At 47.5% G+C, this 25,998-nt stretch carries 18 protein-coding genes and 1 other RNA gene; 7 read left to right on the top strand and 12 right to left on the bottom strand.

The window, feature by feature from the left end:
* Nucleotides 1–61: 61 nt before the first annotated feature.
* The 6 genes from AADH33_RS07315 to AADH33_RS07290 form a co-directional block, all read right to left on the bottom strand.
* On the bottom strand, nucleotides 62–1,855 hold the full coding sequence (locus AADH33_RS07315) for an acyl-CoA dehydrogenase C-terminal domain-containing protein (RefSeq protein ID WP_348548448.1): 1,794 nt from the start codon (nucleotides 1,853–1,855) through the stop codon (nucleotides 62–64).
* 387 nt (nucleotides 1,856–2,242) lie between these two features.
* The gene (locus AADH33_RS07310; protein WP_348548447.1) at nucleotides 2,243–3,958 is read right to left on the bottom strand and encodes a putative bifunctional diguanylate cyclase/phosphodiesterase; all 1,716 of its coding nucleotides are present in this window, start codon (nucleotides 3,956–3,958) and stop codon (nucleotides 2,243–2,245) included.
* A 72-nt stretch (nucleotides 3,959–4,030) separates the two neighbouring features.
* The gene (locus AADH33_RS07305) at nucleotides 4,031–4,885 is read right to left on the bottom strand and encodes a 16S rRNA (uracil(1498)-N(3))-methyltransferase (protein ID WP_348548446.1); all 855 of its coding nucleotides are present in this window, start codon (nucleotides 4,883–4,885) and stop codon (nucleotides 4,031–4,033) included.
* A gap of 157 nt (nucleotides 4,886–5,042) precedes the next feature.
* Complete coding sequence (locus AADH33_RS07300; RefSeq protein ID WP_348548445.1) at nucleotides 5,043–5,891, bottom strand: methylenetetrahydrofolate reductase; 849 nt, start codon at nucleotides 5,889–5,891, stop codon at nucleotides 5,043–5,045.
* Nucleotides 5,892–5,902: 11 nt separating this feature from the next.
* A complete protein-coding gene (gene ahcY / locus AADH33_RS07295) occupies nucleotides 5,903–7,327 on the bottom strand; it encodes an adenosylhomocysteinase (RefSeq protein ID WP_075100907.1) in 1,425 nt (474 codons plus the stop codon).
* 327 nt (nucleotides 7,328–7,654) lie between these two features.
* Nucleotides 7,655–9,619 carry a TonB-dependent receptor gene (locus AADH33_RS07290; protein ID WP_348548444.1) on the bottom strand — a complete coding sequence of 655 codons (1,965 nt, stop codon included), beginning with the start codon at nucleotides 9,617–9,619 and terminating at the stop codon, nucleotides 7,655–7,657.
* A gap of 346 nt (nucleotides 9,620–9,965) precedes the next feature.
* Here AADH33_RS07290 and AADH33_RS07285 point away from each other — a divergent pair, with 346 nt between their 5' ends.
* On the top strand, nucleotides 9,966–11,975 hold the full coding sequence (locus AADH33_RS07285; RefSeq protein WP_348548443.1) for a mechanosensitive ion channel family protein: 2,010 nt from the start codon (nucleotides 9,966–9,968) through the stop codon (nucleotides 11,973–11,975).
* Between the two features lie 207 nt (nucleotides 11,976–12,182).
* On the opposite strand, the gene AADH33_RS07280 is transcribed toward AADH33_RS07285, so the two are convergent.
* The 5 genes from AADH33_RS07280 to AADH33_RS07260 all read right to left on the bottom strand — a co-directional run bounded on the left by AADH33_RS07280 (nucleotide 12,183) and on the right by AADH33_RS07260 (nucleotide 16,557).
* Nucleotides 12,183–12,815, bottom strand: a complete 633-nt coding sequence (locus AADH33_RS07280) for a DNA-3-methyladenine glycosylase family protein (RefSeq protein ID WP_348548442.1) — start codon at nucleotides 12,813–12,815, stop codon at nucleotides 12,183–12,185.
* A gap of 131 nt (nucleotides 12,816–12,946) precedes the next feature.
* On the bottom strand, nucleotides 12,947–13,678 hold the full coding sequence (locus tag AADH33_RS07275; RefSeq protein ID WP_100749670.1) for a Smr/MutS family protein: 732 nt from the start codon (nucleotides 13,676–13,678) through the stop codon (nucleotides 12,947–12,949).
* Nucleotides 13,679–13,748: 70 nt separating this feature from the next.
* Nucleotides 13,749–14,618 (bottom strand): indole-3-glycerol phosphate synthase TrpC, encoded by an 870-nt coding sequence (trpC, locus tag AADH33_RS07270; RefSeq protein ID WP_348548441.1) that lies wholly within the window; start codon nucleotides 14,616–14,618, stop codon nucleotides 13,749–13,751.
* Nucleotides 14,619–14,684: 66 nt separating this feature from the next.
* A complete protein-coding gene (gene trpD / locus AADH33_RS07265; RefSeq protein ID WP_075100902.1) occupies nucleotides 14,685–15,806 on the bottom strand; it encodes an anthranilate phosphoribosyltransferase in 1,122 nt (373 codons plus the stop codon).
* Between the two features lie 127 nt (nucleotides 15,807–15,933).
* Nucleotides 15,934–16,557 (bottom strand): anthranilate synthase component II, encoded by a 624-nt coding sequence (locus tag AADH33_RS07260; protein WP_075100901.1) that lies wholly within the window; start codon nucleotides 16,555–16,557, stop codon nucleotides 15,934–15,936.
* A 906-nt stretch (nucleotides 16,558–17,463) separates the two neighbouring features.
* On the opposite strand from AADH33_RS07260, the gene glnA reads away from it, so the two are divergent.
* Nucleotides 17,464–18,873, top strand: a complete 1,410-nt coding sequence (gene glnA / locus AADH33_RS07255; protein ID WP_075100899.1) for a type I glutamate--ammonia ligase — start codon at nucleotides 17,464–17,466, stop codon at nucleotides 18,871–18,873.
* A gap of 198 nt (nucleotides 18,874–19,071) precedes the next feature.
* Nucleotides 19,072–19,905: a DUF4124 domain-containing protein gene (locus AADH33_RS07250; protein WP_348548440.1), complete on the top strand. Its 834-nt coding sequence runs from the start codon at nucleotides 19,072–19,074 to the stop codon at nucleotides 19,903–19,905.
* A gap of 127 nt (nucleotides 19,906–20,032) precedes the next feature.
* Here AADH33_RS07250 and AADH33_RS07245 read toward each other — a convergent pair whose 3' ends face one another.
* Nucleotides 20,033–20,749 (bottom strand): SIMPL domain-containing protein, encoded by a 717-nt coding sequence (locus AADH33_RS07245; RefSeq protein WP_348548439.1) that lies wholly within the window; start codon nucleotides 20,747–20,749, stop codon nucleotides 20,033–20,035.
* A gap of 333 nt (nucleotides 20,750–21,082) precedes the next feature.
* Here AADH33_RS07245 and ffs point away from each other — a divergent pair.
* The 4 genes from ffs to AADH33_RS07225 all read left to right on the top strand — a co-directional run bounded on the left by ffs (nucleotide 21,083) and on the right by AADH33_RS07225 (nucleotide 25,896).
* Nucleotides 21,083–21,179, top strand: an RNA gene (gene ffs, locus AADH33_RS07240) — signal recognition particle sRNA small type.
* A 261-nt stretch (nucleotides 21,180–21,440) separates the two neighbouring features.
* Nucleotides 21,441–22,037: a LemA family protein gene (locus tag AADH33_RS07235; protein WP_348548438.1), complete on the top strand. Its 597-nt coding sequence runs from the start codon at nucleotides 21,441–21,443 to the stop codon at nucleotides 22,035–22,037.
* Nucleotides 22,038–22,084: 47 nt separating this feature from the next.
* A complete protein-coding gene (locus AADH33_RS07230) occupies nucleotides 22,085–25,018 on the top strand; it encodes a M48 family metalloprotease (RefSeq protein WP_348548437.1) in 2,934 nt (977 codons plus the stop codon).
* Nucleotides 25,019–25,059: 41 nt separating this feature from the next.
* On the top strand, nucleotides 25,060–25,896 hold the full coding sequence (locus tag AADH33_RS07225; protein ID WP_348548436.1) for a hypothetical protein: 837 nt from the start codon (nucleotides 25,060–25,062) through the stop codon (nucleotides 25,894–25,896).
* Nucleotides 25,897–25,998 lie beyond the last annotated feature (102 nt).

Below are 25,998 nucleotides of genomic sequence, written 5' to 3'. Positions count from 1 at the left end.
TTGGTATGTTGCCGATATAAGTATAGTGTGCTGTCGTCAAAATACTAGTGCAAAAACACTATTAAAACGCAAATTGATCCACATCCATGGTCATATACGGCTCAACACCTGTGCTGATACGCTGTACATGCGTGGTGGTACGCGGCAATAATTTTGCAAAGTAGAATTGCGCGGTTTTGACTTTGGCATCATAAAAGGCTTTTTCGCCAGTACCGTCTGCCAGTGCCGTCTGCGCGACCAAGGCCATACGCGCCCATAAGTAAGCTAGGGTCACATAACCGCTAAAGTATAAGTAGTCAACAGCCGCACCGCCAACTGCATCTGGGTTTTCAGTTGCTTGCATACCGATGCGTGCGGTCAAGTCGCCCCACTCTTTGACGTGCTTGGCAAGTGGGCGGATGAACTGACCCATCTCGTCATTGTCTTTATGCTCTTGGCAGAACGTCTGGATGATGTTGACAAAATTGGCCAGCATTTTACCTTGTGAGCCCAAGACTTTACGGCCGAGTAGGTCGAGCGCTTGGATTTCTGTGGTGCCTTCGTACAAGCAAGCGATACGCGTGTCACGGACGTTTTGCTCCATGCCCCACTCACTGATAAAGCCGTGACCGCCATAGACCTGTACGCCATGGTTAGCCGCTTCTAGGCCAGTTTCGGTCAAGAACGCTTTAGCAATCGGCGTCAACAGTGACAGCATTTGGTCAGCAAATTTTAGATCATCGCCTTCGCCTTTTGCCACAGTATCAGCAAAGTGTGAGAGGTAATAAACGAGGGCACGACCGCCTTCAGCAAAGGCTTTTTCGGTCAACAGCATGTTGCGAACCGCTGGATGAACGATGATTGGGTCAGCGACTTTGTCTGGTGCTTTGGCACCTGATAGTGAGCGCATCGCTAGGCGGTCTTTGGCATAGGTCAATGAGCCTTGGAAAGCATATTCTGCTGCGGTCAAGCCTTGGACTGCCGTACCGATACGAGCGACGTTCATAAAGGTAAACATGCACTGTAGACCGCGGTTTTCTGGGCCAATCAAGTAGCCTTTTGCACCATCGAAGTTCATCACGCAAGTCGCTGAGGCTTTGATACCCATTTTGTGCTCGATAGAGCCACAGACGACGTTGTTGTTTTCACCAAGGCTGTTGTCTTCATTGACCAACACTTTAGGTACGATAAACAGTGAGATGCCTTTGGTGCCAGCAGGCGCGCCTGGTAGACGGGCTAGAACGATATGAATGATGTTGTCGGTGAGGTCGTGCTCGCCCGCTGAGATGAAGATTTTTTGACCGGTGATGCTATAAGTACCGTCATCATTTGGCTCAGCTTTGGTACGGATAATACCCAAGTCAGAGCCTGCGTGGGCTTCTGTCAAGCACATGGTGCCTGACCATTCGCCGGTGACCATTTTTTCTAGGTAAGTCTGTTTTTGCTCATCAGTGCCATGGTGTTCGATGGTTTGGATCGCGCCATGCGATAGGCCAGGATACATAGAAAATGACCAGTTCGCCGTACCGACCATTTCATTGATGACCGTTGATAATGAGAACGGCATATTTTGACCACCAAATTCTTCTTCAGCTGATAGCGCTGGGAAGCCAAGCTCACAGTACTGCTTATAAGCTTCTTTAAAGCCTGTGGGTGTGGTCACAGTACCGTTGTCAAACTGGCAGCCTTCTGCATCGCCGCTTTGATTCAAAGGTGATAGCTCGTTTTCGGCAAAGCTTGCCGCCATTTCAAACAGGCTATCCATCAACTCACGATCAGCCTCTTGAAATGCAGGCAACGTTTTGTAGTGGCTTTCACTATCGAGTAGCTCATGCATCACGAATTGAATGTCACGTAAGGGCGCTTTGTATTGCATAACTTCCTGTCCTTTTTAACATGTCAGCAGGCACAGTCTATAGACTACGGTAGTCGGTAGGCTCACTACAGTAAGTTGACAAGCACAAATAAATAATAGGCTGCCATACAGATAGACTACGTGCGCAATGACATAAAATGGTATTGAAAAGAATGGTGATTGTCAGAGTCGGTTTGAGACTTAATATATTCCAACAAATTCACTATAAAAGATAGGCGTTCATCAGCGATTATACAAGTTTGGTGACAGCACTGATAAGTCATGAACCTGCCTTGCATCGGTTATGCAATCAACGTTAGACGCAAAAGACACAGAGCAATAACCGTATGAAAAGACTGATGTTACCGACACGATAAAATCAATCATAGCCGCCGGTATTTGCTGATATTATTTGGTGGTTGACTGTTTGAGGAGCATGTCGGTGGCGACCTCGGCGGGCACGGGTTTTCCAAACCAATAGCCTTGACCATACTGGCAGCCCATCGCCAGTAATCGATCGCGCTGCGCCTCAGTCTCAATTCCTTCGGCGACCACTTGCATATCTAACGCCGCGGCCAAGTCTAAGATGGCTTTGACAATGGCATACTGGGTGCGATCCGACTCAATGTTTGAGATAAAGCTTTTATCGACTTTGATAAAATCAAACGGGTATTCTTGTAAATAACTCAAGGATGCATAGCCGGTGCCAAAGTCGTCTAAGGCAATACAAATACCCAGATCTTTTAGCAGAGCTAGTTGTTTTTTGACATTGTCATGGCGCTGTATCAAAGACGACTCGGTGACTTCGATATGTAGCTGATGGGCCGAGATACCGTGCTCTACCAACAGGCTACTGACCATCTCAAAAAAATCAGGGTGGCTAAATTCGGCGGCATCCGCGTTGATACAGATATGCTGATAAAACCCTTGCTGCTGCCAAATGGCCAGTTGCGCCGCGATTTTTTTTGCCATTTGAGAAAAAAGCTCAAACGAGAGCTTATGAGTGAGGATGGCGTTGATAAAATGCGCAGGTTTGAGAAGGCCGCGGGTAGGGTGTTGCCAGCGTACCAACGCTTCAAAGCCGATAATACGACCCGTCGTCAAGTCGAATTTTGGCTGATAATAGGGAATAAACTGGCCTGCGGTGGTGGCCTCTCTTAACTCAGCTTCTAACTGTAAACTGCCAGCGGTGGCTTCTTCGATCGCTGCATTGTACCAGCAGATATCGTCGCCGCCTTGCTGCTTGACATAATGCAAGGCTTTTTCAGCTTTGGTCAAAAGCCCTGTCAGCTCGGTGTCGTTTTGCGGAAAATAGCTGACACCGACGGAGATATGACAATAGATATTGGCGTCGGTTTTGGTGTCCTTATCGATCGAAAAAGGCCGCTCACACATCTGCATGAGCTTATCTAACTGATGGCGCACCATATTGGCATCATGACATTCAAATAACAACGCAAAATCATCGCCGCCAAAGTGCGAAAAGCAGCGCAAACAGCCCAACTCTAGCGCCTTGAGACGCGCCACAAAGCTTGTGATTAAATGATTGATACCATCAGGCCCCAATAGGCTCGCAAGACTACGATACCGATCGATATTGAGACGGACGATGATCACTTCTTGATAGCTATCGAGCAGCAAGTCACTGGTCTGACTCAAAAAAACCTTACGGTTGGGCAGGCCGGTCAGCTGATCATAATTGAGCAGATGGGTCAGCTGTTTTCGGTCTTTGGCCGCAGAAGACATATCGCGAATCAGACCGATATAATACGTCTTGGCCTCTATGGCCACCTTGCGATACGTGATATGGCACTGTAGTATCTCACCATAACGGTTGGCCATCGAAAAATCACTTTCATAAAAGCCGCTATTATCAAGCTGGTTGGTGATTTGCGCCAAAACGCCTCTTTCTTCCTCTGACAAAAAATCAGCGGCATAAACCCCAAGCGGCCGACCCAGCAAAAAAGACTCGCTATAGCCGATGATAAGCTCATAACTGGCATTGACCGACAAATAGCGTAGGTTTTCATCTAAAATGAAAATAGCATCATCGCATTGCTCACACAGTCTGGTCAGCAGTAGCTGCTTGTCGGCAATGGGGATGGGGGCAAAAGTAGTCATCATCGAACTCATCATGGCAAAGGTGAATAATCAGTCGGTTTGTCATCGTAATAATGAGCGAGCCGAGTGCTTGTGTTATAAAGTCAACGCGTGCAAAGTCGCCAAAGCCACCACGGGCGCTGTTTCGGTGCGCAGTACCCTTGCGCCAATTTGCCAAGGTGCAAAGTCTGCATTCGCCGCCCGCTTGCACTCCTCATCGCTAAGACCGCCTTCAGGGCCAATGAGCAACTCAATATAAGGCGCCGCTTGTCTTAGTACTGGCAATAACGCCTCTGGCATCGCAGGTTGTCCTGCTGCTGGCACGCTGAGCTGCAAACGCAAATCGGCTGGCTGCTGTAGGGCTTGGTAGTAATGGTCTTGGCTTAGCTCGGCGACCAAAGGGCTGACGGCGAGGTGTGGCGCGCTACGCGACGGCTGTGTCAGCCAATCAGTGATAGACATCGGTGTAAGGATGAGCGGCGGACGGTTGAGTCCACACTGCTCACAGGCCGCTATTGCCACTTGCTGCCAGTGCGCCAGCTTTTTCTCTACTTGCGCAGGTTTTAGATTGACCTCGCCATGATGGCTGGTGAGTAATTGAATCGCCGTAACCCCAAGCTCGGTGGACTTTTGAATAGCATAATCCATACGCTCGCCGCGGCTCATCACCAGACCAATCTGGCTGAGGATAGGCGCTGTACGCTCATCTGTGCTGTGAGCCAACACCGCCACCGTGGCGTGTTTTTTACTGATGCTTCGGAGCTGTACGTGATACTCACCGCCAAAACCATCAAACAACACCCCTTCATCGCCGATATTTGCGCGTAGTACACGGCACCAGTGATGAACGATACTGTCGGTCAATTCGATGCTGGCACCGATCGCAACCGTGCTCAATGGTGGGTAGGGCGTGTCCTTAGTCTTACTACTGGCATAAAAAAAACGTCGCACAGTCGGTTCATCCTTTGGTTGAACAATAGTCTGTCTTAGCATCTTAGCAGACTATTGGTGAAGTGAGGAGGGGAGATAAAAACGCGATGACAAAAAAAGCTTGCAACAAAAAACTGGCGCTCCTAAGAACGCCAGTTTTTGTTACTATATAAGTAGTCTAAGCGCTAAGGCCCAGTGCTTCAACCAAGCGCTTGTTTGGCTCGACTTTATTCATGCTATAAAAATGCATGGCAGGAGCGCCTTCACTCATCAAGCGCTCACACAGACGATAGACGACCTCAAAGCCAAACTCGCGAATGGCGCTGCGATCATCACCAAAATCCGCCAAGCGTTTACGCACATAACGCGGAATATCAGCGCCGCAGCTATCAGCAAAGCGTACTAAATTGCTGGAATTGGTGATTGGCATGATACCAGCGATTAATGGCTGTGCGACCGTGTCGATACCGCGCTTTTCTAACGTATCACGCAAGTACAAGTAGCTATCAGCATTATAAAAAAACTGAGTAATCGCCGCGTTGGCACCTGCTTGGTACTTGTTGACTAAGTTGTCGACATCAAACTCAAAGCTACGCGCTTGCGGATGCATCTCAGGGTAGGCGGCGACCTCGATATGAAAGTGCTCGCCTGAATGCTCACGAATAAACTTCACCAAATCTAATGCAAATGGCAGCTCACCCATACCGACCTGACCTGAGGGCAAATCACCGCGCAGCGCTACCAGACGTTTGATGCCCAGTGCTTTATAGTGATCGAGTAGGCCTGCGATTTCAACCTTATCATCACCGATACACGACATGTGCGGCGCAATATCAGTATCGCCGCGCGCACATAAGGTCTGTACGATGTCGAGAGTACGGCTACGTGTCGAGCCACCCGCACCGTAAGTCACTGAAAAGTAGCTTGGTGCCAGTTTGTTTAGCTCGTCATAGGTGTTTAGTAGCTTTTGACCCCCTTGCTCAGTTTTGGCAGGGAAAAATTCAAAAGAAAAAGCAGGCTTGCTCACAGTCGCGCTCCTTAGTATTTATAAGCGTCAGGCTTAAACGGGCCTTCGACAGGGACGCCTAGATACTCGGCTTGCTTTTCGGTCAGCTTCGTCAAGGTGCCGTTAAAGCCTGCAACCATCGCTGCTGCGACTTCTTCGTCGAGTTTTTTCGGTAGTACTTTAACGTACAAGTTGTCCGCGCGTGCATCCATTGGCAAATCAGCGAATTTTTCTTCAAACAAGTACATTTGCGCCAAGACTTGGTTGGCAAATGAGCCGTCCATCACGCGCGATGGGTGACCGGTTGCGTTACCTAGGTTCACTAAGCGACCTTCGGCAAGCAAAATCAGATAGTCGTTTTCGTCATCTGAGCGGAACACTTGATGTACTTGTGGTTTGATCTCAACCCAGCGCCAGTTGTCACGCATAAATTGCGTGTCGATTTCGGTGTCGAAGTGACCGATGTTACAGACGACCGCACCAGGCTTTAATGCTGCGAGCATATGTCTGTCACAGACATGATAGTTACCTGTCGTTGTGACGATCAAATCAGTATCTGCTAGCAAGCGCTTGTTGATGCTGTCTGCACCGCCGGTATTGTCGCCATCGATGTACGGAGACAATACTTCATAGCCGTCCATACAAGCCTGCATCGCACAGATAGGATCGACTTCTGAGACGCGTACGATCATGCCTTCTTGGCGTAGGCTTTGGGTTGAGCCTTTGCCCACATCACCATAACCAATGACTAGCGCGCGGCGACCTGCAAGGAACATGTCGGTTGCGCGTTTGATGGCGTCATTTAAACTATGACGGCAGCCGTATTTGTTGTCATTTTTTGATTTGGTCACCGCGTCGTTGACGTTGATCGCGGGTACTTTTAGCGTACCTTTGCCTAGCATCTCGATCAAACGATGCACACCTGTGGTGGTCTCTTCTGAGATACCATGGATGCTATCGAGCATCTGTGGGTATTCGTTGTGAATCAACGCAGTAAGGTCGCCGCCATCATCTAAGATCAAGTTGGCATCCCAAAGCTCGCCTGATGCTTCGCCGCCGACATGTACTTGTTGACGGAGGCACCACTCGTACTCTTCTTCGGTTTCGCCTTTCCAAGCAAACACAGGAATGCCAGCCGCTGCGATTGCTGCCGCTGCGTGGTCTTGGGTCGAAAAGATATTACATGAGGTCCAGCGTACTTCCGCACCTAGCGCAACGAGTGTTTCGATAAGCACTGCGGTCTGGATAGTCATATGGATACAGCCAGCGATTTTGGCACCTTTGAGTGGTTGCTCGTCTTGATAACGACGACGTAAGCCCATCAATGCAGGCATTTCAGCTTCGGCAAGGGTGATTTCGCGGCGGCCGTAGTCAGCCAGGCTGATGTCAGCGACTTTATAGTCAGTAAAGGAAGGGTCGATGGTATGGGCAGATGGGGTGGTAGACACTGCGTCCATAATATGCTCCTATCAGTGGTCAATGATTGATAAAAAGAATAAAAACGCAGGTGCCGTTATTTGCGCTGTTAATAAGCAAAAAATGCTGCAAACAGTTAACCGAGCCTAACATAATGCTTGATGTGCCTAGCGATAAAGCCTAGATGCAGTGATCGATGATTATGGCGCAACACCTCTCGGGAGGGTTATTGTAATAGATGATTCTGTGATTGTCACCTATTGGCTGCGGAAAATCGTAAGTGCTGTCGTCATAAAAAAAGGCCACCGCTGGGTGACCTTGCTTTGTTTATAATTTAAGTTTCGTATCAGTATTAGTACCAATCGTAATTAGTACCAATCGTAGGTAAGTGAGCCGAAGTAGCTGGTGCCTTCTGTGGCGTATTCATTACCAAATTGGCTGGCGAGGGTATAATCCTCATCAGTAATATTGTCGACCCGCAAGTTGGCACGAAGATTAGGAGTGATATAAACCGCGCCGCTCAAATTCAGCAAGGTATAGCTATCAAGCTTATTGTTTTCAGCCGTGACTCTATCATCAGTATGTTTGGCCTCGAGGCGAACATCGAACATCGGCTGCTGATAGCCCACATAAACCATGCCGCTGTTTTTAGGACGATAGGCAAGCTGTTGATTATAGCTTGCGCTATTTGCCGTTTTGTCTTTGGCATCCAAGTAGTCATAACCGAGACCAAATATAAAGGCATTCATATTCCAGTCGGAGGTCAGGCTCAACCCCTTGATTTTCGCTTCACTGATATTTGCTGCACTAGAAATCAGGTCTTCTGCATCGGTGTAATAGCCTGTCAATCGTGACGTTTGGGCATCATTTACGTATTCAACAAATACTTCAGTGTTTTTCGTTCTTTCGGGTTTTAGGTTGGGGTTGCTAAAACCAGGCCAGTATAAATCATTAAAGGTTGGTGCGCGAAATCCGGTCGCATAGTTGGCACCGATTCGCATGCCAGCCAACGGGCGTATCGCCGCTCCTAAATTGTATGTGCTTTCATGACCATATTGTGAGTTGTCATCTACGCGATAGTTGGCTTGCACGTCATAATAAGTGTCTGCCAGCTGATAACCAACAAAGGCACTTTTGACCGTTCTGTCGTCAGGATTATAAGGGGTTTGCACAGCTGGATCAGGATAACCTGAAAAATCTAAAACATCTGAGGCGTCTAGCTGTTGTGACAACCATTCTGCGCCAACAATCACAGTACCAGGTTGCGCGTTGATATTGGTCTCTAAACGTGCTTGCTCTTGGGTGGTATCGTACTGACTGCCTTTTTGATAATCAATAGAATTGGCGTCATGAGTAGTCGATTTGTCGATACTTTGACCATAGCTAAGTTTGCTGACTGTTAAAGGCGTTTTGTATTGAAGATAAGCATTGGCACTGCCGTTTTTTTGGTCTGAATAGGCATTTGGAAAGGCGTTGCCTGCTGAGTCAATATCAGTGGTAGAGTCGGTATACAAGGCACTTATTCCCGCGCTTAGCGAGTCTGATAGCTTATGCTGCAATGCTAGACTGGCATTGGTAGATTTAAAGCCATCATCGTCCGCGTTATAGTCAGCCGAGCTGCTATTGGCAATGGCGTTAAAGCCATCTGTTTCGTTACGACTGACACCCAAGCTCAAGGATAACGTGTCATTTTTCAGCTGACCTGTGATGCCGACTTGGTAGTGATTGTTACTACCATAACCCACAGTTGTAGAAATATTGGACTGCTCTACGTTATTGCCTTTGGTAAAAATCTGGATAACGCCGCCCATGGCGTCAGAGCCGTAGATGCTAGAGCCTGACGCACCATACAAAACTTCGATGCGGTCGATTTGGTCTGCGGCCAACAAGTTCAGAGATGGACTACCTAAAGAGATAGAGCCATAGCGTACCCCATCGATAATCACCAAGACCTGCTTGCTATCAAAGCCGCGCATATAAAAATTACTGGCTGTGCCCATGCCGCCACTTTGTGTGATATTAATACCAGGCTGATTCTTTAGTACATCGACCACGGTCTGACCCTGATAACGCTGTAGTGTCTCGCTATCGATCACACGGGTTTGGGCGATGACGTTACTGGTCTTGGTCGGCGTACGCGTGGCGGTGACGACGATTTTATCGAGCTCAACTTGTGGTAGTGTACGATCATCAGTGGCCGGTGAGGTATTGACTGCCGCTGGATCATTGCTAGCGGACGTCGCCGCCGTGGCAGCCTGCATGGTAAATAAGCCTAAGGCACTTAAAATACTCAAACGAAGATAAGTACGTGAAGATGAACGCGATAAAGACATAGCCAGTTCCAAAAGAATGATATAAAAGAGGTGGAGATAACGGTTTTGATGTTAATACAGGCAAAGGTTGCAAAAAGCAAAAAATTACAAAAAGAAATAAATAAGCAAAACTGCGCTCATTATCTACAAAAACTGGCCATTTATAAACCACTTTAACCTAATCTTTCCTCAAGGTAGGTTGAATGACGCTCATGGTCGGAGCGGTAAAGCAAAGCCCCTAAATGAATCTGACGGCAGCCATCTACAAAAACATGCAATCAAAGGCACTGTTGTGATAAATAATTGTTATGATAGTAAGGGTTCTATCTGCCCTTTTCGTGCCACTTATCAAGCTAAGAGGTTTGTTTTGTCTATTAAGCACCATCTGACTTTTCGTCAGGCTCCAGATGTATTGTCTACCAGCCTAAAAGCGCCGTTTATCACTGTGATGTTTTTGCTTATCATGGCGATGAGCGTACTGCTGCCCGCAGCGTCCTTTGCTGCAGAAACGACAACGCTTGGCGTAAATGGCACGACTGGCAGTGAAGGGTCGGCGAGCACGCCTATACCAGACTCGTTTGGACGCGATACGCCGCGCCATACGGTACAAGGGTTTATTAAGGCGCTGGGCGAAAACGACTACCTGCTGGCGAGCAATTATCTTAATTTGTCTAAGTCGGACAATCCCACCACGGTCGTGCGCCAGTTTAAGCAAGCACTAGATGCTGGCGGCCGTTTTCAGCCTGATTTGCAGATAAACAATACCCCAGAAGGCAATTTAACCGATCAGCTACCGCCGAGCCAAGAAAACGTCGGGGTCATCAATGTCGGAGAAACAAGCGTCCCGTTGGTGCTTGAGAGAGTGCTGTCTAAGCAAGGCGAACAGTATTGGCAGTTCTCTAGTGAGACGCTCAGCTCGGTACCCGAAGTGATAGAAAACACCGAGCCGACGTTGGTGTCTCGCTATACATTTGACTCATTGGAAGGCAAAAAGCTGTTTGGTTATCAGATGGCGGACTTAGTGGCGGCGCTGACGATGATCGTCAGTAGTTTTGTTTTTACTTATATTTTAGTCTGGCTACTGTATCATCTTTTGCGAATCGCCTATCCACGAGTACGCGGCGTTCCGCTACCTTTGCCAAACAAAGTGATACTGCCACTGTCTGTGGTCATTATGGCGCTGATACTATCTGAGGTGATGGTCTATGCTGGCGTCTCGGTGACGCTGCGAGAGCCGGTCAATCGTTTTGCTGATATTGCCTCGTGGTTGGCGTTGACTTGGTTATTACTGCGCGTCATTGATGCGATATTTACCCGTGCAGTCAATTTAAGCTATAAGAAAAACTATACCGAGCGTGTCTCCATCTTGGGTCTGCTCAGAAAAGTTGTCAAAGCGTTGCTGCTCATCTTTGCGGTGATTGTCATCTTTGGCAATTTAGGGTTTGACTTGACCACAGGGATTGCCGCACTAGGGGTCGGTGGTCTGGCATTGGCGCTTGGTGCGCAAAAGACCATCGAAAACCTCGTCGGTAGTGTGGTGGTGGTCGCAGATTCTCCCGTACGCATAGGGGACTATTGTAAATTTGGCACGTATGAAGGCACGGTCATCGATATCGGTATTCGCTCATCACGCGTGCGCACCTTGACGCGTACCATCGTCACTGTGCCAAACGGTGATTTTTCTTCGATGCAAATCGAAAACTTTACCTCGCGTGATATGTTTCGGTTTTTTCATCAGCTGTATATTAAGCGTACGGCTGATATCGATGTGGTCTTTAAGATGGTCAAAGACTTAGATGAGTTTTTAAATGAGCATTATTTGACCAACCAAGAATGGAATCAGGTCAATATCTTAGAGCTGCGCCAAGATTGCTATGTGATTCAGCTGCAAGCCTATATCAACGCCAACGATGTGACGGAATTTTATGATAAGCAAAACGTCGTGTTCGTTGATATATTAACTCAGGTCAAAAAATACGACGTCGAGCACGCACTGCCTACGCAGCAGCTGATAGTCAATCAAACCGATGTTGCGTCGTCTAAAGCAAACAGCGAGCAAAAATCTGATAACGACGGGTCTGCAGGTGACGTGTCAAAAGATGACGACATGGCCAATAGGGCAGATGGTAGCGTCAATCCTGCTCGCGACGACATGGATAAAAAACAAGATGAACATCATGATGATGCGCATAACATAGATCTGGATAAAGACCATAGAGCCAGCAAAGATAAAAAGACTGCCGCGTCGCCTGACGCCACGGCGACCAAAAAACAACATGGCATCAAGGCGCTCAGAGAAAAAGGCCGTGCGCTAAAAAAGAGGAAGTTTAAGCACACCAAACGCAAGTTTGGCTTGTCAATATGGAACCAGCCCTAAAAAGACAGCCATATAAGGCGTGGCATTGCCATAGAAACTATAATCGTTATAGTCGATTCTAAATAAAACAGATACATTGTATGTCAACGTGGGACTGGTATAAATTTTTCTTGCGTGCTGTGCCTACGCCGACAGAGGCTGCGTAAAATTCATCCCAGTCCCACTGTATCGTTTTTATACTGAAATCACTATATCAATCATGGGTTCTTAGATAGGCACAGCGGTCTTATCACGCAGCTGCCCGTAATACGACCAAAGCAATAGGCTGGCTGTGCTACGGTACGGTGACCAATGCTGCGTTAGAGAGTGGAGTCGTTTTGGGGTAGGACGCTCAGGCAAGTCCAGCAGTGTCATGGCGGCAACTTTGATCGCCAAGTCATCAACAGCGAGGATGTCAGCGCGCTGTAAAGAAAACAATAAGTACATCTCAGCCGTCCAGCGCCCGATACCTGTGACGGTGGTTAGGATGTTTATCACTTCCTCATCTGGTAGGGTTTTTAGGCTAGCAAAATCTATATCATGCGCAACCAAAGAGCGAATATAGCGAATTTTTTGTTTAGATAAGCCTTGGGCTCTGAGCGCGTCATCGCTTGCGTGCTGAATCATGCTAGGAGTGGTCAAGCCGGTATCAAGCAAACGCTGCCAAATACTGGTTGCCGCAGCGACAGACAACTGCTGGCCGACCATCGCTCGCATTAATTGCATAAAGCCGCCAGTATTGTGCCGCAGATTCGGTAAGCCCACTTGCTCGTAGACCGGCGCAAATCTCGGCTCGATTGCTATCAACGCATCGATATTTGCTGCTAGCTGCTCAGGGGTGTCAAGGGTCTGTATGCTCATCGTTATTTACTCTCATCGAAGTTATAAGGCGCACTATCTTCTAAAAAGCACATAATCCTACATTCTAAAACCACATCATCTATAAAAAAAGACTGCTTATTGGGCAGTCTTTTTTTGCTTTGCTTTAAGGTTTATTCACCCGCGCCTTTTGGTTTTTTTAGCAGTACTAGTACCGCACCATTACCGCCATCTTTTGGCGAGGCCGAGCAAAACGCCAATACTTCAGGCAGTTGACGGAGCCAGCCATTCACACAGGTTTTTAGGATGGCCTCAGAGCCTTTGCCATGGACGATTTTGACCACAGTTTCGTTGTTGGCTTTGGCTTGGCTGAGTAGTTGGGTCATCGCAGCGCGGGCTTCTTCGATGGTACAGCCATGGATGTCTACGGCATCATACCAGCGCAGTTTGCCTTTTTTTAGTTGATCAAATATTTTGTTTTGTAGGGTTGGCTGTTTGTACGATAAGTACGCTTCGCTTGCCACAGGGTTGAGCAAGGCTTGCATGTCTGATAAGCCGGCGCTTAGATCACCACTTTCACTGCCTTGCGCAGCGGCACGTTTTGATAAAGTCGTGGCATCAGGTTTGCCAGCTTTAGTGCTGGTGACAGGGGAGCGCACGTTTTTGTCTTCGAGCTGAGTGACGCCATGCATTGCTTGCATAAACAGCACTTTGTCGTCGTCGATATGCTCACTGTCTAGTTGTTTGACCGTTTTTTTGACTTGTTTTTGTGTCGGCAGCGATACAGGCTCAGTCGGCTTTTGGTTTTCGCCCTCAGGTGAGTTGGTATCACGGCCTTTGCTCAGCTGGCCTTTTAGCTCTTTGAGCTGATCTTGCATTTCTTTAGAAAATAGAGAATTTGACATAACAGTTAAGGTATCGTTGGTTGATGAAAAGGTAGTTGGGTAATGTGTGCTGTGGCATTTTTTAGTTACTTTACGCGTCTGCTGCGACGCCTGCAAGTAAGGATTGTAACGCGTGTCCAGGATGCTCGGTTTTCATAAATTGCTCACCGATCAAAAAGTGCTGAATGTCGTTGTTTAGCATCAGGCGAATATCAGCACTGCTATGAATCCCACTTTCAGTCACGATAAGTGGCTGATGTGCGCGGCTGTCGGCGTCAGCGGCCAATGATTTGATTAGGGTGTTTTTTAACTCAAGCGTGGTCTGTAGATCGACATCGAATGTATTTAAATCGCGATTATTGATGCCATAGATGTTGTGGACACTACGAGGCAGCTGGAGGGCGCGCTCAAGCTCGGTTTTAGTATGGACTTCAATCAACACGTCCATACCCAGATCGATACTCAGCGCATGCAGCTGCTGTGCTTGCGCATCATCAAGACACGCCATAATCAATAAGATACAGTCTGCACCCAGCAAGTAGGATTGATAAATCTGATACACATCGACCATAAAGTCTTTACGCAGTAGCGGCAGAGTGGCGGCATTGGCCGCTGCCTCAAGGTAACTATCCTCTCCCTGAAAGTACTCGCGATCGGTGAGGACAGACAGACAACTGGCACCCGCCCGCTCATATTGCTGGGCAAACAATGCGGGGGCAAAGTTATGATTGATGATGCCTTTAGAAGGTGAGGCTTTTTTAATCTCGGCGATGATACCGATGCCGCTCTCGCTTGTGCTCGCCGCTCGTAATGCCTGAGCAAAGCCGCGCCGCGGCTGTTGATTGGCCAGCACCTTGGCTTTTAAGTCATCTAGAGATAGCGTCTCACGAGCCGCTTTTACCTCAAGGTGTTTGGTCGCAACGATGCGCTGTAATACTGAAGGTATGTCTGTATGGGTCATGCTGGTGTCCGAATATGTCTAAAGGTAAAAGGGCAAAAGTCAGTGGGCGATAGCTGTATGAAAAATTTAAGTGTTTTGCGCCAGCTGCTGAGTATATTGTGCCAAAGACTCAAGCTTGGTCAAGGCATCGCCATTTTGAATGACCTTTTGAGCGCGGCTAACACCATTTGGATAGTTGCTGGCCAGCCCTGCCGTATAAATGGCCGCGCCTGCATTGAGTGCAATCATATCACGAGCCTTGAGCACCGCGCGATCATGAGTGTCTGTACCCGAGAGGGCGGCGCGTATTAGCTCCAGACTCTCTTTAGGGGAGTCAACATCCAGACCGATGAGGGTTTGCGATTCGACCCCCGCATCTTCTGGCATCATCTCAAAGACTGTGACCGTACCGTCTTTTAGCTCAGCGACCGTCGTAGAAGTGGCCAAGCTGATTTCATCTAGGCCGTCTTTGGCACCGACCACCATGACGTGACGCGCCCCTAGGTTTTTCATCACCTTAGCGATAGGCTCACACAGCGCTGCGGTAAAGACGCCAATGACCAGATTGGGCACGCCAGCTGGGTTGGTCAATGGCCCCAAAATATTAAATATCGTTCGCGCTTTTAGCTCACGGCGTACGGGGTTGGCATAGCGCATGGCGCTGTGGTGATTGGGCGCAAATAAAAAGCCAATACCTTGATTTTCTATGCATTGCTTGGCCTGCTCTGGGCTGAGTGTCAAGCTGATTCCTGCCTGTTCAAGCAAGTCGGAGCTGCCAGATTTGGTCGACACGCCGCGGTTACCATGTTTGGCCACTTGTGCCCCTGCCGCTGCTGCGACCAAGGCTGAAGCGGTAGAGACGTTAAACAAATTGGCACCATCACCGCCCGTACCGACGATATCGACCAGATAGTGGCAGTCTGCCGGTGTGATGTTGGCTGCTAAGTCACGCATGGCGCTGGCCGATGCGGTAATCTCGTCGATAGACTCGCCTTTCATGCGCAGACCCGTCAAAATCGCACCCATCATGGCATCACTACATCGACCCTGCATGATAATCAGCATGACTTGATACATCTCATCAAAGGTTAGGTCAATGTGCTGAAAAATTCTCGCCAATGCGGTGGTCAGGAGTTTGTGCGTCTGCTCATCAGACAGCTGAGCGATATGATCTGGGGTGGTGGTATCCTCTGTTTTTATTGTGCTCATTATTCTCTCGCTTAGTATTTTTATAAATAAGGGTTAAAAGGCGCAGGCGTTATGGATTATTTATCATCAGCATTGTCAGTAAATTGGTAAATAAACTGCCGTCAAATAGTCTTGAACCGAACGGACTCTAACCGACTTGCGGTAAGGCATCTGTAGGCAATACTGCCAAACCGTGAGTGTGCAAAAAGTTATTGAGCAGCTGATAGCCTGCTTGGCTTAGGATGGACTCTGGATGAAACTGCACGCCTTCAATGGCGTAGGTGGTGTGACGAACGCCCATGATCTCCTCGATGCTGTCATTACTATGTTGTGTCCAAGCAGTCACCTCTAGACACTCAGGTAAGCTGGCTTGGTCAATCACCAGTGAGTGATAGCGGGTGACTTGCACGGGTGCTGGCAGGCCAAAAAACACGCCTTGGTCGTTATGATATACCGCAGATAGGCGGCCATGCATGACTGCGCCTGCCTTGATGATCTGCGCCCCAAAAGCCTGCCCAATGGCCTGATGGCCAAGACAGATGCCCAAGATAGGTATAAGGCCCTTAAAGGCATCGATAACTTGTAAAGAAATACCCGCTTGGTCAGGGGTACACGGGCCAGGGCCAATCACGATCGCATCTGGTGCGAGAGCTTGGATCTGTTGGAGACTGATCTCATCGTTACGCCAGACGGTGATATGCTGCTGTAGTTCACCGAAGTACTGTACAATATTGTACGTAAAGCTGTCGTAATTATCGATCATCAAAATCATGTGGGTATCAACTTAGTTGGTTTGGCTTTTTTATAAATCTTAGCTTTATAAGTCTTGTTTTCGTAGATAGGGGACGACAGCTTTGGTCGTTTTTTTCTTTTTTGTTACATGCCTGTTTGCTGCATGGTTGAGCCTGCGTCAGCTTATAGGATTGTCACAGTCTTTATCGTCCGTCGTTATCTTACCACTATTTTGCGTGCTATCAAACGCAGCACGATAGTCAGCAGGTTTATCACAGATTTTTTGTATTACCGCTTATAGTTAATTTTATATAAAAACACTTTTTTATTGAGCGGCTTGATAGCAAAGTATCTGATGTACTTACATATAAATATATGCAGCGCCGTACCACTACTTACGAATAGATGCCATGTGTGCCGAGCAAGTGAGGCAAACGTGACATGAGGCAATGTATCAAAAATCGACTCACTCTGATATAGTCGATTGAGTTAAAACAGGGCGCAGTGCTGACTATACAGGTGATTTGCCCCAAAAGAGGGCATTGAAGAGACAGGTTGCACCATCGTATGAGCCGATTTGGTGCATTAAAGGTATTAACGGATACACCAAATCATCATATGGTGGTGATAGCCTAAGAAGCTACCTTTATTACGCATTAGCAAAAATGCGCTAAATGTTTGTATTTACTTACTATTTGTCTGCTTATGGATTTGCTGCACTGTCATGCGCCAAACAGGTTGGCACGGCAGTTGCATCATTATCGTCAGCAGACAATATAATATTTGGTGATGAGTTGCTTCTTTATCAGCTACTGCTGTCTATCACTGTTTATTAATAATAATCAGCCAGCATTTGAACAAAGCAACATTATCAGTCATATGTTGTTAAAATAGCGTTAAAACAATTTATATTACAAATATCTAATCAACACAACGGAGACTATTCATGTCGGATAAATTATTGGATCTTATCAAATCATCTAATGCTAAATGGGTTGACTTTCGCTTTACCGATACTCGCGGTAAAGAGCAACACATCAGCTTTCCTGCCTCTACCATCGACGAAGAAGTGCTAGAAGACGGCAAAATGTTTGATGGTTCATCTATCGCTGGCTGGAAGGGCATTGAAGCCTCAGATATGATCCTACGTCCTGACCCTGAGACGGCTTTTATCGACCCGTTTTTTGATGCCGTTACAGTCGTCGTGACCTGCGATATCATCGAGCCATCAACTCTGCAAGGCTACGATCGCGACCCGCGCTCTATCGCTCGCCGCGCAGAAGAGTATCTCAAATCAACGGGCATCGGTGACACTGCTTATTTTGGTCCTGAGCCAGAGTTTTTTGTATTTGATGATGTCAAATGGTCGGTTGAGATGTCGGGCGTGAGTCATAAGATCACCGCTGAAGAAGCGGCATGGTCCACCAACGAGACATACGAGTGGGGCAACATGGCCCACCGTCCGCGCGTCAAGGGCGGCTATTTCCCAGTACCGCCAATCGACAGCTCACAAGACATGCGTTCTGTGATGTGTGAGCGTATCGAAGAGATCATCGGTGAGGGCAGCGTTGAGGTGCATCACCACGAAGTAGCCTCTTGTCAGTCCGAGATTGGTGTGGCATTTAATACCATGGTGCGTAAGGCTGATGAAGTGCAGCAATTAAAATACGTCGTGCATAATGTCGCTCATCAGTTTGGTAAGACGGCTACCTTTATGCCAAAGCCTATCGTTGGTGACAATGGCTCAGGGATGCACGTACACATGTCGATCTCAAAAGATGGCGTCAATACCTTTGCGGGCGATGAGTACGCAGGTCTATCAGAAACTGCCCTATACTTTATCGGTGGTATCATCAAGCATGCGCGTGCACTCAATGCGATTACCAACCCATCGACCAACAGTTACAAGCGTCTAGTACCGCATTACGAAGCACCTATCAAGCTTGCGTATTCTGCATCAAACCGCTCAGCGTCTATCCGTATCCCGCACGTGAGCAGTCCAAAAGCGGTACGCGTCGAAGCACGTTTCCCTGATCCAACGGCCAACCCATACTTGTCTTTTGCAGCGCTATTGATGGCAGGTCTGGACGGTATCCAAAACAAGATGCATCCAGGCGAAGCTGCTGACAAAAACTTGTATGACTTGCCACCAGAAGAAGAGGCGCTAATCCCAACGGTAGCAGAGAGCTTGGATGTCGCCCTACAAGCGCTAAAAGACGACCACGAGTTTTTGTTAAAAGGTGATGTGTTTACTCAAGACATGCTAGATGCATTTATCGCCCTAAAAGAAGAAGAAGTGCAACGTGTCAACGTCACTGTACATCCAGTTGAATTTGACTTGTACTACAGCTGCTAATCAGCTACGTACTCAAAACGCTGAATTTAAGCTAAATGTAAAATAATATCAAATCACCAGCTAAGTCTGCCTTAGCTGGTTTTTTTATGTGCGAAAATAAAAAGTACACCATCCAATAAATGAATAAAACATCGCTACTGATTTCATCACGCAAATGCCGCATAATAGGAAGTATCAGATTGATTAGGTGGCTTGACCATGACGACATTTATCCTTACTCATATAAAAAACACTCATATAAAAGACGCTGATGTAACAACCATCGCTCTAAAGTCCAGTACTCTAAAGACCAGAGGTATAAAAGCCAAATGTTTTGGTTTGCTGACAGCGCTGACCGTACTTTCAGTGAGTATCACAGTACCTATAATAGTGCCTACCAGTCATGCAGCACCCATCTATAAAGTAGTCGATGAAAAGACGGGACAAGTCACCTTTACCGATCGGCCACAAAACTATAAACAGCAGAGGGACAAAACCGTCAGTCAGACGGCTGTTTCTACTGGTAGAGACACGATTGGTCAGGTGACTGGCGAGGCGACCTCGTCATCTGCGCCTGTGAGCACGGCCAATAGCACAGACATGGCGCGCAAGGCAGTGAGTTATCAGCTTATGATCGCCGAGCCTAGCGAGACTCGCGCATATCGCCGTCCTGCTCAAAGCATCGAGGTGCGCGTACAGGTGACGCCTGCCTTGCAGGCGGGTGATGGAGTCCGTATTTATCTGGATGGTAGTGAGGTTGCACAAGGGTTAAGTGCTTCTATCGCCACTGTCGACCTTATGCCCGGCGCGCATAATATAAAGGCGGTCATACAAAATAAAAAAGGACAGCTGCTCAAAGAAGCGGCCCGTACGGTATATGTGCTTCAAAACACCCAAACCCTCCAAAACAATAAAAAAATCGCGCAGCAGCGCTTAGCCTACCAAAATCTACCTTGGCATCAAAAACTGCTGCTAAAACTGCGGCAAAAGGATGGAAGTCTACAAACGGTTCAAAGTGCACAGCCTAAAACTAATGATGCTTTCACCAAGTAAGCGCCATGCCCTATAGCATACAAAAAAGGGCAGTCACTACGATAAGTGGCTGCCCTTGATATTCTTTGATGGTTAGTTAGGTACTCATAAAGTTTTTTTGCTAACAGCTGTCTTTATGGCACAAAAGCTATTTGGTCAGCTCGATGGTGCCGTTGGCGGTGACGGAGATGGTGCTATTGCCCGATTCAAAACTCTGGCTAGGTACTGAGGCATCGGCGGCTTCTGCTTTCATATTCATGCTGCCATACATTGGACGAGGGTAGTTGTTTCCTGTGTTTAGATTGACATTGACCACACGGTAGCCGCGTGCATTCCAAGCGCGCGTTAGGTTTTTGGCCTGCTGCTGAAAAGCGCGAGACGCTTCGGTCATCAGCTTTTGCTCTAGTGCGTCTTTTTTGCTGTCAGAGACGCCAAAGTTTAGGTTATCCATCACTAGCGTTTCTTGCAAATCAGCAATTAGCTGGCTGGTAGCCGCAAAGTCGGTGCTTTTTAGATCAATACTGGCTTGCCCCGTCCAGCCAATGATTTTGTCGTTTTTATCATATCGCGGATAGGTGCGCTGCTGTCCGGTGCTGACTGTCACGCTCGGGTAGCGCTTAGCAATCTTCATGGCATTATTAATAGAAGTGTTGAGCGTGGTGGCCAAGGCTTTTGAGGTACTGGCTTGGGCTTTTTTGTACATGCTGGCGCGTACTTCGTCATTTTGCACCTCTTCTTTGACTTCGGTTTGAAAGCTCAGCTGGTCATAGCCTGTCGGCTCAGCATGCGCGCTGCCTATCATGGCCAGCAGTAACGTGGCTGTTCCTGTTGCGAGAGTGGCTTTGTGTACTAAAGTGTTTTTCATTATTTTCTCCTAATAAATCATAGTTCTCTAGAGCCGTAGTGGGCGTTACCAAACGTACGGTGCTGGCTCAAAGTGATGCTGAATGCTATTTTGGTCGACTTATCTTTTATTGCGTTGTTTTTTGTTGATGGCTATTTTGTTGGGCTGCTTTGTTAAGCTATTTATAGTCAAAGATATGCTCTGATAGCTATTTGCTAAAATAGCAAAGTTTTTTGCCTGTGCTTGTAAGGGTTTTGTCACCAAGTTTGACCGTTTTTTTTGTCAAAAAGCATACAGTTTTACGATAGGGGTTGTAATACTAAAAAAATCTTGTATAATCTGCTCTGGTGGCTCCGTTGGTAGCCTCGCAACATTGTACTATGAATCCCGCCAGGACCGGAAGGTAGCAACGGTAGTAGATACAATGTGTGCCGAGGATGTGCTGGCGGAGTCGCTTTTTTTTGCCTAAAATTTGATATTGGTCTTTATCATTGTCCAGTCACAGCCTGTTTTGCTTAATACCTATCTCCATGCCTCTCTAGTACATCAAAATTATAAAACATCAAAAGCAGTTTTCGATATTCAGTCCTTTATCATAAAGGGCTTTTTTTTATCTAAAAATTGCCCGATGCTAGCGCTTCATAGATAAATTTAAGCTAAAATACAAGGTATTAACGTATCATTAATACTCTAGACACATTGGGATTTGCTTATGAAGATGTTTGTTTGGCTACTGATTATATTCATGGTACTACTGGTCGTGTTTGGGGTGTCGATATTTAATAAATTGGTACGCGCGCGCAATCAAGCAAAAAATGGTTTTGCGCAGATAGATGTCCAGCTCAAGCGTCGTCATGACTTGATTCCAAACTTGGTTGAGGCCGCCAAGCGTTATCTGACGCATGAAGAAGAGACCTTAAGCCGTGTGATTAGCGCCCGTAATCACGCCCAAAGCCTGCAAGACTCTACGCATCATAAGCCAGAGTCGCCCGCGCATATGGCGTTGTTTGCCCAAGCAGAAGGCATGCTATCTAAAGCTTTGGGGCAACTCTCAGCGGTGGTGGAGGCGTATCCTGAGCTAAAAGCGGATAGCATGATCAAAGAGCTGATGGATGAGCTGACCAATACCGAAAACCGTATAGGCTTTGCCCGTCAGCACTATAACGATAGTGTGATGTTTTATAATAACGACCGTGAGGTGTTTCCAAACAATCTTGTCAGTAGCACTTTTGGCTTTCGTCCGCTCAGCCCACTGGTCTTTGCAGACAGAGAAGCCATTGCCAAAGCCCCTGTTGTAGATATGACTTAAGATGCCGAGTAAAAGCACAAAAAGTGTCGCCAATTTGAGATAAGCGGATGGATTTTTTTGCTCAGCAGCGGATACGCACGCGCCGCAGTCTGTTACTTTATGGGCTGTTTTTTTTGATCGTCTTGGCTCATATAGCAGTGGCTCTCGGGGTCGTGTGGTTGTTGTTGACGATATTTACAGGGGGCGTCTACTACTGGGCGTTGGTTTTGGTCACCGTTTGGATCATAGCGAGTTTTGTTGGTGGTAGTTTTGTAGAGTATAGCCGCCTTAGAGCGGGTGGCCGCGCGATTGCTCAACGCGTGGGGGCGGTTCGTCTGTTTATCGATAGCAGTCAGGATGCTTGGGAGCACAGTCAAGGGGTGGCTCAGCAGCACACGGCGGCCAAAAAAATTCGCTTTAGTGACCGTCAGATTGCAGTGCGTGATGAGCGAGACTTTCCGCCTGTCTATCGCCGTTACTACGAAATCGCTCAGCAGCTGGCTATTGCATCGGGGCTGCGTATGCCGATATTGTACGTGCTGCCTGATGAGCAAGGTATCAATGGTTTTGTCGCTGGTCGTCACAGTCAAGACATGGTATTGGTCGTGACGCAGGGCGCGCTAGACAAGCTATCTGATGAGGCGCTATACGGGCTGATAGGGCATGAGTATGGTCATATCTTGCATGGTGATGCGACGTTTAATTTACAGCTAATGGTGGTGTTAGCAGGCTTGCAGTTACTCTATGATTGGAGCGATTCTATTAATAATTTTGGTACTGGTTATAAAAGCAACCAGCAAAACTATTTTAACAATGCAGTTAATCAGAATAACCCCTTATCACAAAGAGCTATTGACAGCCAGGCGCGTATTACTGAGGCGCAAACTGCTAATTTTAACACTCATAGCGAATGGGTAGCCTACTGGCAAAACCAGTCGCAAAGCCAGCAATCTTCAGCTAAGAGTCAGTCAAGATGGCTACAACATAATGATAAATTCGATAGTCAAGCGCCGCGTAATATTTGGACATTATTAATCCATGGACTGAGCTTTTCGAGTATGGCCAGCGCTCAGTTGATCAAACACAGCTTTAACCGTGAGCGCGAGTTGCTTGCCGATGCGACCAGTGTGCAGCTGACACGTTCGCCGGCTATTATGGAAACCTTAAAGGCCATTCATCAAGATGCGCTTGGTTCGCGCTTAACTGGTATCGCCGATATCAATGGATTAAGTCATTTCTTTTTTGCCAGTAGTGGTGCTGATTTGGGTGATGTCTCTTGGTTTGCCACGCATCCAAGTTTGGCTGAGCGCATGAGTGCCATCAATGCCAACGCTTATCACGATTTCGCCGTGCAAGTGGCTAAAGAAAAACATCTCAATCAGCAAAAGATAAAAGAAATTTATGAGCAGCGCCGCTTGGGTGATTGGGGCGAAGTCCAAGCAAATAGCCTAAGTAAAGATAAAAAATCAATTTTTAGTAACCTCTCTACTATTGCCACCAAAAAAGACAAAAATGCTGAAGAAAACATCAGAGAAAACGTCGATTTTTTAATCAATGAGCCTAATAATGCCTTAGAGGCAGAGTCGGCGCTGCCCTTTACCAAAAAAGAAGATGTCGTGATTGACGGTCGCTTGCAAGTATCAGCAGAGGATATAGGTGCCTGTCAGCTGCTAAAGCCATGGATGGCAAAACCCGATAGCGATTTACCAAAAAAATCATGGATCGATAGCGACGATTTGCATCAGGTTTGCCTGCCGCAGTACGTGCTGGATCACAGTCATCATCCATTGGGCGCGCAAGCTTTGATCGAAGCCATCATGTTATGCCATCAACGGCGCTTGCTGACGACGACGATGAAATATGATTTACACGACATTTGGGAAGGGGTTAGCTGTGATGAAGTATCGCAAAGTAATACGCAACAATATCAAGGTAAGGAACGCGCAGCGTCCACTGTAGATAGCAATCATGACAGTCATAACAACCCGCTCATCTTACCGCATACGATAGATGCTAAATTGCTGACAGCGGTGGCCAATTTGGATCGGCGCTTAGACAGTGCGGTGCTGGTTTTTGCGATAAAGCAGCTGCATCAGCAAGACTTATCGGCACAGACAGTTAATGCACAGCGCCTGCAAAACGAGCGCAGCCATGACCACCACGCCCATCAGCATTATCAGCAGCAACAAAGCAGCCGTACCATGCTCGCTCGCTATCAGTGCGGTTTACTACAGCTGTTTGCTCGCCAGCTGGCGGTGGATTTAACCTTTGACTTTGCTCAGGATATCTCAGCAGACCTTGTGTCTGGCACAGATACACCATTATCAGTATCTGATCAAGTAGCATGCACCAAGTCACAAGAAGTGTCTATTGTGTCATTATGGCAAGCGCTACATTTACAGCGGTTATTGCCAACGCTTTCTGCGGTGTTAAATGACAAAAATACCGATAAGCCGTCTGGCAGGCAGGCGCTATTGCAGGCGGGTATGGAGGATATAGGCGCGCAGCTTGACCCATCAGGTCAGGTGTTTTCTGGTCTGGATGCCGTGAGGAGGTCGGTGCTGATACTACTGGCGTATCGGCTGTCCAAAAACGCCCACCGCCATAGACTGCCAGCATGGGAGAGTGCCGCACGCTACATCGTGGATGTGAGGCGGCATGCCCGTTTGATTGATATTGACTTAAATGCCGTCAGCGATGCAAATCTACAGTGGTTGTTAATGACCGCATCTCACTTAAATAGTAGCCAGCTGTTAGCGGTGGTCTGTATGGTGCCAGCGTATCACGCGGACCATGCTGATACAGCGAGCACTCATAAGGCGGAAGATAATAATTGTGGCAAGAGACAACAGGATAGCGGCCAAATAGATTATAATGAGTATCGACGATGGCTAAGTACATTGCATACTGTCATGTTACACGATACGATAATCAGTCAAGATGAATACGACTGCCTGATGATGCTGGCAGAGCATTGGTTAGGCGTTCGCCAGCTTTTTTAACATCGCCCGCTCTCAATTAAAAAATAAGACAGCAGAACCGCATGAGTGATATCCAAGATCCGCAAATTGTACTACAGCGCCGTGTGCAGCAGCGCCAAATCCTAGCGATGATGGGTATCGATCAGTGGGTGCGCCCAGATGCTGCGACGCTAAGCATGGCTGATATTCCCGCCATTAGCGAAAGTCAGTCAGACCTCTCAAGTCCTAGCGTCTCTCTTGCCTCTTCGCAGCGCAGTCCTGTCAGCGATGTCAGCGACAGCGATGCAGCGTGGAATACCCAAAGCCCCGTCAATGACCGCTATCCTCACCACATCGATGATGGCTCGTCAAATTACTTAGACACGAGCGATACGCCTGCTTATCACGATGATGCCTATTTGGATGGCGAGCCTGCTCTACCAACCGTCGCCCAGGTGGTGGCACCACTCGTTGACGCCGTAAAAACAACCACTGCTGCGCCATCAGCGATACATGCATCAGCAGATAAATATGCTGATGAGAGCAACAAAAAGGTGTTGCCGTTTAGTTTGCAAGGTGGCCGCTACGGCAACTGGGTCATACTGGTGGACATGCAAACCCTCAGTGGTGACAGCCAAAAACTGTGGCAAAACATCACCCAAGCATTATCGATGACTTGTGAGACCACGTCGTTTCCGATCTGTGCGGGTATGGATACCGCTGAGCTTGCTAATGCCAGCTTAGCAGGCTATGTTTTTAAGATTGGGCGTAGTGAAGAGGTGCAAGTGGCGGCTTTGACGGCCTTGCCTGACGGGTTGACGCATCCTGCCCTAACTACGCTCCCAACTTTGGATGAGATGCTCGCCGATAGCCGTCTGAAGCGGCAATTTTGGCAACAGATAGCAAAACCTGTCTCGTAAATAAACATAACTGAGCGTTTGAGATAACAAGAAAAACTGCCAGACTTACAATGCCTTTAAAAATTCGCCCTAGGCGCTTTAATCGTTAATCAGCTTAGCTGT

This window comes from Psychrobacter sp. KFRI-CH2-11 (assembly GCF_038239325.1).
Taxonomy (GTDB): Bacteria; Pseudomonadota; Gammaproteobacteria; order Pseudomonadales; family Moraxellaceae; genus Psychrobacter; species Psychrobacter celer.
The sequence above is the reverse complement of the archived record's forward strand: the minus strand, read 5'-3'. Positions and strand labels throughout refer to the sequence as shown.

Bases quoted from the DNA above. Each gene is read 5' to 3' on its own strand.
- AADH33_RS07230 (WP_348548437.1), top strand. From the start codon at position 22,085: ATGGATTTTTTTGCTCAGCAGCGGATACGCACGCGCCGCAGTCTGTTA.
- AADH33_RS07225 (WP_348548436.1), top strand. From the start codon at position 25,060: ATGAGTGATATCCAAGATCCGCAAATTGTACTACAGCGCCGTGTGCAG.
- AADH33_RS07245 (WP_348548439.1), bottom strand. From the start codon at position 20,749: ATGAAAAACACTTTAGTACACAAAGCCACTCTCGCAACAGGAACAGCC.
- AADH33_RS07260 (WP_075100901.1), bottom strand. From the start codon at position 16,557: ATGATTTTGATGATCGATAATTACGACAGCTTTACGTACAATATTGTA.
- AADH33_RS07290 (WP_348548444.1), bottom strand. From the start codon at position 9,619: ATGTCTTTATCGCGTTCATCTTCACGTACTTATCTTCGTTTGAGTATT.
- AADH33_RS07275 (WP_100749670.1), bottom strand. From the start codon at position 13,678: ATGTCAAATTCTCTATTTTCTAAAGAAATGCAAGATCAGCTCAAAGAG.
- AADH33_RS07310 (WP_348548447.1), bottom strand. From the start codon at position 3,958: ATGATGACTACTTTTGCCCCCATCCCCATTGCCGACAAGCAGCTACTG.
- AADH33_RS07250 (WP_348548440.1), top strand. From the start codon at position 19,072: ATGACGACATTTATCCTTACTCATATAAAAAACACTCATATAAAAGAC.
- glnA (WP_075100899.1), top strand. From the start codon at position 17,464: ATGTCGGATAAATTATTGGATCTTATCAAATCATCTAATGCTAAATGG.
- AADH33_RS07315 (WP_348548448.1), bottom strand. From the start codon at position 1,855: ATGCAATACAAAGCGCCCTTACGTGACATTCAATTCGTGATGCATGAG.
- AADH33_RS07280 (WP_348548442.1), bottom strand. From the start codon at position 12,815: ATGAGCATACAGACCCTTGACACCCCTGAGCAGCTAGCAGCAAATATC.
- AADH33_RS07235 (WP_348548438.1), top strand. From the start codon at position 21,441: ATGAAGATGTTTGTTTGGCTACTGATTATATTCATGGTACTACTGGTC.
- trpC (WP_348548441.1), bottom strand. From the start codon at position 14,618: ATGACCCATACAGACATACCTTCAGTATTACAGCGCATCGTTGCGACC.
- trpD (WP_075100902.1), bottom strand. From the start codon at position 15,806: ATGAGCACAATAAAAACAGAGGATACCACCACCCCAGATCATATCGCT.
- ahcY (WP_075100907.1), bottom strand. From the start codon at position 7,327: ATGGACGCAGTGTCTACCACCCCATCTGCCCATACCATCGACCCTTCC.